General features: G+C 64.0%; 6 protein-coding genes and 1 pseudogene. 1 reads left to right on the top strand and 6 read right to left on the bottom strand.

The annotated features are described in order from the left end of the window. The 6 genes and pseudogenes from VGP39_RS22815 to VGP39_RS22790 form a co-directional block, all read right to left on the bottom strand. A partial coding sequence (locus VGP39_RS22815; protein ID WP_327570359.1) for a beta strand repeat-containing protein occupies positions 1-3,676 on the bottom strand: 3,676 nt, incomplete at its 3' end. A 456-nt stretch (positions 3,677-4,132) separates the two neighbouring features. Next, positions 4,133-4,390: a hypothetical protein gene (locus VGP39_RS22810; protein WP_327570358.1), complete on the bottom strand. Its 258-nt coding sequence runs from the start codon at positions 4,388-4,390 to the stop codon at positions 4,133-4,135. Positions 4,391-4,536: 146 nt separating this feature from the next. Then, a pseudogene (locus VGP39_RS22805) lies at positions 4,537-6,056 on the bottom strand (permease). Next, positions 6,053-6,802, bottom strand: coding sequence for an ABC transporter ATP-binding protein (locus VGP39_RS22800; RefSeq protein WP_327570361.1), 750 nt, complete (start codon positions 6,800-6,802; stop codon positions 6,053-6,055). The pseudogene VGP39_RS22805 and the gene VGP39_RS22800 overlap by 4 nt, the downstream one beginning before the upstream one ends. A 396-nt stretch (positions 6,803-7,198) precedes the next feature. Further along, positions 7,199-7,747: a sugar O-acetyltransferase gene (locus VGP39_RS22795; protein WP_327570357.1), complete on the bottom strand. Its 549-nt coding sequence runs from the start codon at positions 7,745-7,747 to the stop codon at positions 7,199-7,201. Between the two features lie 193 nt (positions 7,748-7,940). Further along, the gene (locus VGP39_RS22790; protein ID WP_327570356.1) at positions 7,941-10,076 is read right to left on the bottom strand and encodes a PQQ-dependent dehydrogenase, methanol/ethanol family; all 2,136 of its coding nucleotides are present in this window, start codon (positions 10,074-10,076) and stop codon (positions 7,941-7,943) included. 221 nt (positions 10,077-10,297) lie between these two features. On the opposite strand from VGP39_RS22790, the gene VGP39_RS22785 reads away from it, so the two are divergent. Continuing rightward, complete coding sequence (locus VGP39_RS22785) at positions 10,298-12,529, top strand: adenylate/guanylate cyclase domain-containing protein (RefSeq protein WP_327570355.1); 2,232 nt, start codon at positions 10,298-10,300, stop codon at positions 12,527-12,529. The last annotated feature ends 104 nt before the right edge of the window (positions 12,530-12,633 follow it).

The following is a 12,633-nucleotide window of genomic DNA, read 5'->3' as shown; positions in this document are numbered from 1 at the left end:
GCACCGTCACGGTGGCGCTGCCATTGGCGTTGGCTGCCGTCGTATAGCTGAGGTTGCCGCTGGCATCGATGGTCGGCTGCACCAGGAACAGCGCGTGGTTGTCGTTGTCGGTGATGAAGTCGACGGTCTGGCCGGCTTCGTCGGCCGGGCCGGGCGAGATGCCGGTGATGAAGCCGTTAACCGTGTGCAGGCCGGAATCTTCCAGCACGCTCTGGGTTCCGCCGACCGTGAAGCTCGGCGTGTCGTTGACCGCACTGACAGTGATGGCGACGGTGTCGGTGTCGGTCTGGAAGCCGCCGCTGCCGGTATTGCCGGTGTCGTTGGTGGTGATGTGCAGCGTATCCGACCCCTGGAAGTTCGGGTTGCCCTGATAGGCCATCCCGCTCAGCGCGGCATTGATGGCGGCGAGCGTGCCCGAGAAGGTCATCGTAGAATCAGCGGTGCCGTCGCCCAGGGCGAAAGCAAGGCCGGCGGTGCCGTTCAGCGTCAGCGCGCCGCTCCCAACCGACAATGTCACGGTCTCATTGCCGCCATTGGCGTCCACGTCCGAAATCGCGATCGCGTTGCTGTGGGCGGCGCTGAACACCAGGGCGGTGTCCTCGTCGATCGTCTGCGCGCCCGGAATGCCGTTCACCGGCGCCTCGTTGACGCCCTGGACATTGACCGTGATGGTCTGGATATCGTGCGCCGTAAGAACGCCGCTGTCGGCAACCAGCACCTGCACGGTGTAAGTGTTGCTGCCGGCGGCCGACCCTGGGGCTTCGAAGTTGGGCGCCGAGAGGAAGAAGAGATGGCCGCTGGGGTCGATGCCGAATTTCGAGGCGTCCGGCGAGCCGGCGCCGTTTACCACCGAATAGGTCAGGGTCTGTGCCGGAACGTCCGGATCGGTCGCGGTCACCGTGGTTACCGCGGTGGAGTTCTCGTTGACGCCGACCGACGCCGTGTCGCCGCCGCCATTCGAGGTAATCACCGGGGGGTCGTTCACGTCGGTGACGGTGATGGTAACCGCTTGCGTCGTATTATGCGCCGGCACGCCGTCGGAGGCGACGACGCTGATGTCGTAGATGTTGTCGTGGCCGGCATCCTGCGGATTTTCGAAATTGGGCGACGCATGGAAAGTCACCGCGCCGGTCAAGCTGTTGATATCGAACAGAGCATTGTCGCCGCCGCTTGCGAGCGCATAGCTTACGGTGCTGCTGGCGTCGGCGTCGGTGGCATGCGCGGTATAAACCGGCGTCGTGGTCGCGACGTTCTCGGGCGTGGTCGCTGTTGCGCCGGACGTGAACTGCGGTGCGCTGTCGTTGATATCGGTGACGGTGATGGCGACCGCCTGGACGAAATTGGGCGTGGCTGTGCCGTTGGATGAGGTGACCGTGAGATCGTAGACGTTGTTGGGTCCCTGATCGTGGGGCGTCTCGAAGTCCGGCGAGGCGTTGAAGGAGATGTGGCCGGTGCCGTCGATGCTGAACAGCGCGGCATCGGCGCCGCCGAGTACGTAGGTGGTGGCTCCGGCCTGCTGCGCGTTGAACACGGTGGCGCCGGCCGCCGTCCCCTCGGGCACGCTGGTCGAACCATTGCCCGTCGTCGCCGTCTGCGCGGTGATCGCGCTGTCGATGAACAGCAACGAGCCGCTGCTGTGTTGGTACTCATAAAAGGTGCGACCCGGTGCCACGGCGTTGTTGACGACGCCGGAAGCGATCTGGGTGTAGCCGTTGCCCGCGTTGACGGTGTCGTCGACGTCGCCGACGACGTACAGGCTGGTGCCGCTTGCATTGATCTGCGCGATATCGGTGCCGGCCAGCGTCAGCGTGGAATTGGGCGAGCTGCTGAGGTCGATGACTTCCAGGTTGGAGATCTTCGCCGCGTTGGCGGTCAGGTTGAACGACTGCGACGCTGCCGTCAGCGTGATGCGGTCGATGCCGCCATTGCCGTTGATAGTAGCGAAGGCGCTGTCGGCAATGAAGAAGGTATCGTTCTGGCTGCCGCCCCTGAGGACGTCGGCGCCGCCATTGCCGGTAAAGCTCACGCCATAGCCTGTGACCGTCGAGGCGTCGAAGGTGTCGACCGCAGCCGATCCGACGGCGGCCAGGGTTGCGGCCGCCGTAATGCCGTTCGCAAGATTGAAGGTTCCGCCATTCTGCAGGAATACGCCTTCGATACCGGAAACCCCGGCAAGGTCCGCGGTGTTGGTCGTTCCCGCCGTGGTCATCCACAGCGTGTCCGCGCCGCCGCCGCCGATAACGGCGTCGGCCGCCGTCAACTGACCGGCCGTGAACAGGAACGAATCATTGCCGTTGCCGCCGGTGAAGCTGTCGTTGCCTCCGGTGGTGCCGTAAAACGCGATCGCCGTACCGTTGGTGACACCGCTGGCGTCGACTGCATCGTTGCCGGTGCCGCCCGCGACGATGAAATATCCAATGCTGGTATTGGCAACGAGGCCGTTGGTCAGCGTCACGGCGTTGGTGCCGTTCGCAAGCACGAGATCTTCGATCCCGGTGACGTTGCTGAACGCGCTCGCGCCGAGTGTTCCAGCCGTGTTGAAGATCAAATTGTCGAGGCCCGAGCCGCCCTGCACCGTATCGGCGCTGGTGAGCTGAGCGGCCGTGAATACGTAGCCATTGGTGCCATTGCCGCCGCGAAACGTATCGGCGCCGGTACCGGCAAAAAATGCGAGGGTAGTGCCGTTGGTGACGCCGCTGGCATCGACGACATTGGTGCCGGCATTGTTGACGACGACGAAGGTGCCGTTGCTGGAACTGCCGACCAGCCCGTTTGTCAGGGTCAGGTTGTTGCCGAGACCGCCAAGGCCGATGCCTTCAATGCCGGTCACATTGGTGAAAGCGGCCGCGGCGACCGTGCCGGCGGCGGTGAAATACAGGTTGTCTACACCGGTACCGCCCTGAATGGTGTCGGCCGACGTGAGGTCGGCCGCGGTGATGAAGACTGCGTCGTTGCTCTGCCCACCCTTGAATACACTGCTGCCGGCGCTGGCGATAAACACGATCGGCGTGGCGGTAACGGTGCTGGCGTCCACCGTCGTATTGCCGCCGCCATCGACCACCGTGAACGCGCCCGACGTGGTGCCTGCCACCAGGCCGTCCGTCAGCGTCATGTCGTTGGTGCCGTTCGCGAGCACCAGAGCCTCGAGGCTGGTGACGCCGGCAAAGGCGGATGCGCCGAGCGTACCGGCGGTCGTAAGGTAGAGCGTGTCGGACCCGGTGGCGCCCTGGAGGATGTCGGCGGAGGTCAGGTCGGCCGCGGCGATGAAGAACGCGTCGTTTCCGGTACCGCCTTTGAATGTGTCGCTGCCTGCGCCGCCGAAAAACACGATCGGTTTGACGGTGATTGCGCTGGCGTCGACAACATCGTTGCCGGCGCCACCGACTACCGCGAAATAGCTGTTGGTGCTGCCTGCAACGAGGCCGTTGGTCAGCGTGACATCGTTGCCGAAGCCGGAAAGATTGAGCTGCTCGATCTGGGTGACGCCGGAGAATTGCGATGCCGAGATCGTGCCGCCGGCCGTCGCTATCAGAATGTCGAGGAAACCTGCGGTGGCGCCGCCGGTCACCGTATCGGTCGATTGAAGTGTCGCTGGCGTGAAGTTGAACTGGTTATCGTCGCCAGCTACCCCAGTGAAATTGTCCAGCCCCGGCGTCAGTGTGAAAAAATTCGTCATCGCTCTGTTCCCCGAAACGCAACATGGGCCAAAAATATCGTGAAGGTGGTGTCTTCCGGAACAGCAGGCTTGCCCAATACTGTTTCGATCATTGTGTCGCAGAAAGACATCACGATCCCCCTATAAAGATCACTCTAACTTTCTCGATCACGTAGCATCTCTGCGAGATCACAACCGGAGTGATTGAATCCGGAACTGGTCGAGGCCAGTGTGCGGAATTTCTCCGCAACTTCTGATATTTGGCATCCCAATCTGAGTCAATATTTCATTAATGCCGCAGTGGCGATTGTGATCGCAATTGCATGTTAACCTTGACAGGCGACGGCGCGGTGACACCGACTGTGGCTTCTGCGTACGACCGTTGCTGATTTGCCGGAGCGAACATGAACGCGCCAGTAACACGCGCGCCAAACCGCGTTTGTGACGCAGTTCACATTTGACCGGATCGTGATGGCGCTATTTTTCGCCGCCGGCCAGAGGCTGAAACTTGGCCGGGGTCTCCTGCGACAGCCCCCTTGCGACGCGCAAGGCCTCGGCAAAATCCTCGGCATCGAACCAGGCCAACTCCCGCATCGGCGCATCCGCGCCCTCGTCCCAGATACGCGACGCCTCGACGTCGAACCGCATGTTGAGCTTCTTGTTGACGGCCTGGATGCCGTGACCGGTGACGGCCCATTGGCGTCCGAGCCAGTAAATGTCGCGATGCAAGGTCATTGTGGCTTCCGTATCGGCGTCGGCCGCTTTCGCTACAGACGTTATAAGGGTGCGTTCCAACCGAACGTGCCGGATTCAGTTCCGCTGGCTGGAACCGTCCGCGATTGGAACCAGAGATTACCTGAAAACCGTTTGGCAGCCACTAGTCATCGCCGCTCGGGACTGATCTTCCACGTCGCTGCCAATATGCCTGCGGTCATCAATCCGGTCACGACCGCCACCGCCGGCCATGCGAGCGCCAGCGCCGCGGTCGCGGCCCATCCGATCGATGAGAACGCCTCCGCGAAGGTTGCAAGCCGCGACGACGTCTGGCGGCGGCGAAACTGGCCGCGCCGCGCCTGCACCCGGAACCACAGCTGATCGCGGTCGCCGACGCCGCGGCGATCGCGACGCCCAGCGCCGTCACCGCCGCCTGCAGCGGCGAGGCGAAGATCAGCGCCACGATCAGCGGCGCGAAAATGACACCGATACCGATCAGCACCACCTCGATCTTGGCGCGGGTGACGCTTGAGACCGGCAGCGGCGCGGTCGCGACCAGATCGGCAGCGTCCTCGCCCGAAATCGCCAGCCAGGCGAGGCCGCCCGCCAACTGCCCCGCCGCCATCACGATGACCGGCGTGATCAGCAGAATCGCGCTGGAGTTGTCGGCAAAACTTCGCCACAGCATCAGCGCCGGCGGCACCAGGTACAAGAGCTGCATCAGCGTCTGCGACACCAGCCAGGGATCGCGGCGCAGCAACACGAATTCCTTGCGCCGCAGCGCCTGCCCTCGCGAGCCTGCGCGGAACGGTTTTGCGCCATGACCGCGGTGGGCCACCGCCGCGGCCGAGACGCGGATCACATGATCGGCAAATCGCGGCGAAAAAATCGCCATGACGGCGCCGAGCATGACGAGACCCGAGGCCAGCAGGCACAGCAGTGCTTCGCCGTCGCCGAGCATCGCGCGCGCCGGCCACCACAGAACACTGCCCGGATCGGGCGCGAACGCCGCCGCGGCATCGGAGGTCAGGACCGCGAACCGCGACAGCGTGCCGGTGGACAGGATCGCGGCGACCTGCAGCGCGATGACGAAGCCGGCGCCGATCACGGCGGCGACGATCTGCGCCACGAGGCGGGTCCGGCCTGGTCCGATGCTGCGAAACAGCGCGACCGTCACCGCAACCGCAACCGCAGCCGCCGACAGGCCGATCGCGGTCACGACACCGTAGGCCGCGAGCCATCGCAAGCCGCCGCCGAGCACCAGAATGTTGACGAACGGCGTCGCGAGCAGCAGCGCCATCATGATGACGGTGAGCGCGATTGCCGCGATGCGCACCGAGAACACATTCGATAACGCCACCGGCGACGACATGATCAGATCGAGATCGGCGCGCGCATAGAACACCCGGGTCACCGATTCGATGGCCTGCGACAGCATCAGGGCCCACGCCAGGAAAGCACAGGCGGTGATCACGATCAGCGCCGGCTTGTCCGGCGGGCGCTCGAGATCCGCAAAGCGGCCGATCACGGCATAGGCCGCCAGATGCATGATCGCAATAAAGGCGACCAGCCAGATCACGGTGCTGCGCCTGCGAAAGCGCCCCGCGCTCATCATGGCGATCGCTTCGCGCCATGCCAGCCGGATTTCGTGCCGGGCGAACCATGCCAGTGCCGCCGACGACCTCACGCCGCCTCGGTCTCGAGGTCGACAAGCGCGATGAACATGTCTTCGAGGCTGGTGTCGTTGCGTCCGTTCTGCTGGCGCAGTTCGGCCAGCGTTCCCTCGGCGATCAGCCGTCCCGACGCGATGACGCCGATGCGATCGGCCATCCGCTCGGCCACTTCCAGAATATGCGTGGTCATGATCACGGTGCAGCCTAAGCGTACGCGATCCTGCAGCAGGCCCTTGACGTGACGCGCGGACACCGCGTCGAGGCCGGTGAGCGGCTCATCGAGGATGATCAGCCGGGGGTCGTGCACCAGCGCGCCGGCCAGCGCCACCTTCTGGCGCATGCCCTTGGAAAATCCTTCGCAGCGCTGGTGCAGGTGCGGCTGCAGCCCGAGCGAGCCCAGAAGTTTTCGCGCGGAAGGCTCCGAGCTTGCCGGATCGATGCCCCACAGGCCGGCGACGAATTCCAGATATTCCAGCGGCGTCAGCTTGTCGTAGACCATCGGCTCGTCGGAAACCCATGCCGTGACCTGCTTGGCCGCAACGGGATCGCTGAGCGCGTCGATGCCCAGCACCGATACCGATCCCGCATCGGGCCGCAGCAGGCCGGCCACCATGCGCAGCGTCGTGGTCTTGCCGGCGCCGTTGGGTCCGAGCAGCGCATAGAATTCGCCGGCGCGCACGGTGAGGTCGAGCGCATCGACCGCGGGGCGGTCGAAACGCTTCGTTAACCCTCGCAGCTCGAGGGCCGGCGGCTGCTGCATATGTTTCATGGCCGGGACGATCCAGGGTTTGCGTTGGCGGGCGCACCATGGACCGAAGATGTTTCGGCGCGGTGAATCGGGTGGGTGAATTACGGCGGTCGGCGTGCCCCGGACGCAGCGCAGCGCGTAGCCCTTCGCGAAGCGGTGCGCTGCAGAGCCGGGGCAGTAAAGAGCACAATTCTCTCGTCATGCGCGGGCTTGACCCGCCTGCGGGGCGAAGCCCCTTTGGCGAGGCGAAGGCCCGCGCTTCCATCCCCCTTCAGAAGAGCCTTGCGAAGACGATGGATGGCCGGGTCAAGCCCGGCCATGACGGTTCTGTGTTTTGGTGCGGTCCCGGCTCTGCGGAGCGGCATGAAGAATGCCGCACCGCGTCCGGGACACGAATTCCACCGCGGCTTACTTCTTTTGCCGCGCCGGATTGCCGAGCACGGTCGCGTGCTGCGGTACATCCCGGGTGACCACCGCACCCGCCCCGACCACGGCGTCGTCGCCGATGCTTACCCCCGGCAGGATGATCGCGCCGCCGCCGATCCACACGTTCTGCCCGATCGATACCGGGCGGCCGAACTCGGCGCCGGTTTTTCGCAACGCCGGATCGCGCGGATGATCCGCGGTATAGATCTGGACCGCCGGCCCGATCTGCGTGCCAGCCCCGATGGTCACGGCGACGACATCGAGGATGACGCAATTGAAGTTGAGGAATACGTCCGGGCCGAGCCTGATGTTGTAGCCGAAGTCGCAATGGAACGGCGGCCGGATTACCGCGCCGTCGCCGACCTCGGGCAGCAGTTCACGAAGCAGCGCGCGCCTTTCCGCAGCGGACGCGGCGAGCGCCGCGTTGTAACGCACCATCCATGCTTTTGCCGCTGCCTGATCGGCCTGAATTTCCGGATCGCCGGCGCGGTACAATTCCCCCGCCAGCATTTTCTGTTTTTCTGTCCGCATGGCGCTTCATAGCATCGATGACCTCGTCATGCGCGGGCTTGACCCGCGTATCCATCCTCTTCGGAAGAGTCTTGCGAAGAAGATGGATGGCCGGGTCAAGCCCGGCCATGACGGTGTGTTCGGTACGATCCCGGCTCTGCGGAGCGGCATGAAGGATGCCGCACCGCGTCCGGGACACGAGGTGGTTCGTTCTCTACTTCGGGCGGATCGCGTCGGCGGTGCCCTGAATGAAGGCCTGGATTTTCACCACGTCGGCTTCCGTCAGCTTGCCGGAAAAATCCGGCATGCCCTGGTCCCTGAACGGGCCCTTGAACACGAAATCTTTCAGGTTGGCGATGGTCTCGGTCGAGACATAGCCGAGGTTCTTGACGTTGCCGCCCTTGTCGACGCCGGGCACGCCATGGCATTGGGCGCAAGCGGCGACATAGATCGCGGTGCCTTCGGGCACGTCTTTCGGATCGTATTTCACGCCGGCGAGCAGGCCTTCGGTCTGGTACTTCACAAAGGCCGGCGGTGGCGCCTTGCCGTCGATCGCGAAGGTGTAGACCGTGCCGGGGCTTTGCAGCTCGGTGACGCGTTGCGAGATGCCGAATACGCCGCCCCAGCCGACCGCGACCGACACATATTGCTTGCCGTCGATCATGTAGGTGGAAGCTGCGGCGACGACGCCGGTGCCGGTCGGCGTCTCCCAGAGCTTTTCGCCCGAGGTGGCGTTGTAGGCGATGAAGCGCCCGTCGGCGGTGCCCTGGAACACCAGATTTCCGGCGGTCGTCAGCGTGCCGCCGTTCCATGGCGCGACATATTCCGCCCGCCAGGCTTCCTTCTGTTTCACCGGATCCCAGGCCAGCAGACGTCCGAAGGCCGGGTTCTTCGGCGGCGTGGCGTTGAGCATGAAGCCGACGTTCCAGCCGGCCGCCGCGGCGAATTTGCCTGGCGTCGCGTCGTTTTGCTTCAGCGTCTTTTCCGGCGTCAGGTTCAAGGGCACGCCCTGCGCCGGCAGATAGACGAGGCCGGTCTGCGGATTGTACGACATCGGGTGCCAGTTGTGGGCGCCGAATGGGCCGGGGATGCTGTCGCGGGCCTCCGCTCCGCGTGCCTCCGGGATCTCGATCGGCCGTCCATCGGCGCCGTAGCCGGTGGCCCAGTTCACATCGACAAAATTCTTCGCCGAGATGAACTTGCCGTTGGTGCGGTCGACGACGAAAAAGAATCCGTTCTTCGGCGCGTGCAGAATGACCTTTCGCGGCGCGCCGTCGATGTTGAGGTCGGCCAGGATCATCGGCTGGGTGGAGGTGTAATCCCAGTGGTCGCCGGGATTTTCCTGATAGTGCCAGATGTATTTGCCGGTATCGGCGTTCAGCGCCACCAGCGAGGCGAGGTAGAGGTTGTCGCCGCCGGCGGGGCTGCGCAGATCCCGATTCCACGGCGAGCCGTTGCCGGTGCCGATATAGACCATGTTGAGATCGGGATCGAAGGTGATGGTGTCCCAGGCGGTGCCGCCGCCGCCATTGATCCAGTATTTGCCGGCCGGATCCCAGGTCTTGGCCGCGGCCGCCATCGATTCATCCTCGAATGGCTTGCCGGGATCGCCGGGCACCGTGAACCAGCGCCACGCCTGGTTGCCGGTTTCGGCGTCATAGGCGGTGACGTAGCCGCGTGCGCCGTATTCCGCGCCGCCATTGCCGATCACCACACGGCCGTTGAAGACGCGCGGCGCGCCGGTGATGGTGTAGGAATGCTCCTTGTCGATCAGCGTATCCTTTTCCCAGACCTTCGCCCCCGTCACCGCGTCGAGCGCGATCAGGCGTCCGTCATAGGCGCCGACGAAAACCTTGCCTTTGTAAAGCGCGACGCCGCGATTGACGACGTCGCAGCAGCCCTTGTAGCCCTTCTCGCGATCGACGCCGGGATCGAAGGTCCAGATTCTCTTGCCGCTGCGGGCGTCGATGGCATGCACCACGCTCCACGAGGCCGTCACATACATGATGCCGTCGACCACGACCGGCGTCGCTTCGACGCCGCGGGAGGATTCCAGCGGATAGCTCCACACCAGTCCGAGTTGCTTGACGTTGTCGGTATTGATCTTGTTGAGTTTGGAAAAGCGCGTTTCGGCGTAGTCGAGCCCGATGGTCGGCCAGTCGTTCGAGGTCGCGGTGTTGGCCTTGATCGAAGCGCTGTCGACCGCCGATGTCACCGCCTTGATATGTTCGGGCGATCCCTTGGTCTGCGCGAGCGCGCCGCTGCAAAGCAGGGCCGAGCTGAGCCCGGCTGTCAGGATGTCACGGAAAAAACGGGATACGAAACCGGCATGCGGGGTGAGCCGTGTCATCATTTCCTCCCAGTGGTCTCTGATGGACCTGAAAGCAATCGTATGCCTGCGCCAAGGATGGCGTCAACCGATGCGAGGTATCGGGGGCGGTGCTCAATCCAGGACGGTGGGAGCAGAAAGGCGTGAAGATCGACTAGCTGGCGCTTTGCAACCGGATCGCGGTGGCAACCTTGCCTGACAATGGAATGGCTGCGCCTGCCCGAGCGTGATACCTAGCCGGCATGAAGCGACTGCGGATATTGCGACGGTGGTTCAAGCGGCGGTTCGGTTATGCGAGGCTGCTGTGCGTGGGACTCCTGGTCGGCCTTGCAGCGCTTCGCGTCGCCGATCCGGCGCCGATCGAGGAATTCCGCGTCAGGACCTTCGATACCTTCCAGGTCATCGATCCCCGCGTGAAGACCGCAAGGCCGGTCCGCATCGTCAATATCGATGAAAGGAGTCTGGCGAAATTCGGTCAGTGGCCGTGGCCGCGAACCCTCGTCGCCGATCTCGTCACCAATCTGACGGGGCTCGGACCTGCAGCGATCGGTTTTGACGTCATGTTCGCCGAGCCGGACCGGCTTAATCCCGCAGTCGCCGCCGAGACCCTCCGTAACCTCGACGAAGAGACCCGGGCCAAACTTCGCGTGCTGCCCAGCAATGACGATATCCTCGCGGACGCGATGCGGCGCTCGCGCGTGGCGCTCGGCGAAACCGGCTTGCCTTATGTCGTGGCCGAACTCGACAAGGCGTTGCCCCTGACCGGGCTTGCGATGTTGGGTGAGGAGCATCCGCAGCGCTTCATGCTGGAATTTCCGGGCTTGCTGCGCAGCACGCCGGTGTTGGAATTAGCCGCCAGCGGCCGCGGTCTGCTGACGATCAAGACCGAGCGCGACGGCATCGTGCGGCGGGTGCCGGTAATCATGCTGGCGCAGGGCGTAACCATGCCGTCGCTCAGTTTTGAAATGCTGCGGCTGGCCAGCGGCAGCGATACGATCCTCATCAAATCAACTGACGTCGGCATCTCAAGCGTTGCGGTCGAGGGTTTTGCAGTCCCGACCGACCTCCACGGTCAGCTCTGGGTGCATTTTGCACCTAACGATCCGTCGATTTACGTCTCCGCGGCTGACGTGCTCGAAGGCAAAGTCGACGCAGAGACGATTGCGGGCAGGCTGGTGCTGATCGGGACGTCGGCCGTCGGTCTGCAGGACGCCAAGACCACGCCGATCTCTCCGGTGATGCCTGGAGTCGAAATCCACGCCCAGGTGCTGGAGGCCGCGCTGACCGGACAATTACTGTCGCGGCCGATCTGGGGAGCGCTCGCCGAGTTTCTGTCGGCCGTCATCCTCGGCGTGGCGGTGATCTGGTTTGCCCCCATGTTCGGGCCGAAATCGCTGGTCGCTGTCGGCGCATTTTTCGCAACCCTGCTGGTGGGAACCTCCTGGTACTACTATTCGCAGCAGCGGCTGCTGATCGATGCCACTTATCCGCTGCTGTCGACCACCGCGATCTATCTGACCCTGATCTTTTTCAGTTTCGCCCGCGAGCAGACGCAGCGGCGACAGATCCGCTCCGCCTTCGGCCGGTACCTGTCGCCGGCGCTGGTCGAACAGCTGGCGCTGGCGCCGGAGAGACTGGTGCTCGGCGGCGAGGAGCGCGAGATGACCGTCATGTTCAGCGACATGAGGGGATTCACCTCGATTTCGGAAACCTACAAGAATGACCCGCGGGGGCTGACCGAACTGATGAACCGCTTCCTGACGCCGCTCACCAATGCGATCCTCGATCGCAAGGGTACCATCGACAAATACATGGGCGACGCCATCATGGCGTTCTGGAACGCGCCGCTCGACGACAACGAGCATCAGATCAACGCCTGCGAAGCCGCGCTCGACATGCTGGAGCAGGTCGACGCGCTCAACAGGGAGCGCCAGGCCGAAGCGCAGGACGGCGGCCATGCGTATATTCCGCTCAACGTCGGCGTCGGATTGAATACCGGCACCTGCGTGGTCGGCAATATGGGCTCCGATCTGCGCTTCGATTATTCGGTATTCGGCGACAGCGTCAATCTGGCCTCGCGGCTGGAGGGGCAATCCAAGGAGTACGGGTTCCCGATCATCGTCGGCTCCAACACCGCGCTCGCCGCCAGGGACAGGTTCGCGATCCTCGAGCTTGATTTCATCATGGTGAAGGGCAAGACCGAGCCGGAAGTGATCTATGCCATCGCCGGCCGCCGGGACATCGCGCAATCCGGCCGCTTCCAGCGCTTGCGCAACCTGACCATCGAGATGCTGGCATGTTACCGCAGCCGCGACTGGCAGGGGGCGCTGGCGGCGATCGAGCGCGGCCGCCGCACCGATGACGCGCGCACGCTCGAGCTGCTTTATACTCTCTACGAAACGCGAATCCGCAACTTCCAGAAGGATCCGCCGCCGCAGGACTGGAACGGCGCCTTCGCGCTGCTGACGAAGTAGCTTGCCAGCTTACCTCTCCCCGCAGGGGAGAGGTCGAAGCCGGAGCGCAGCGAAGGCTTCGGGTGAGGGGTCTATCCGCAAGTCCGAATGTGCGGAAGGTCCCC

It is taken from the genome of Bradyrhizobium sp. (assembly GCF_036009065.1).
GTDB lineage: Bacteria > Pseudomonadota > Alphaproteobacteria > Rhizobiales > Xanthobacteraceae > Bradyrhizobium.
This window is presented reverse-complemented; position numbering and strand designations above follow the sequence as displayed.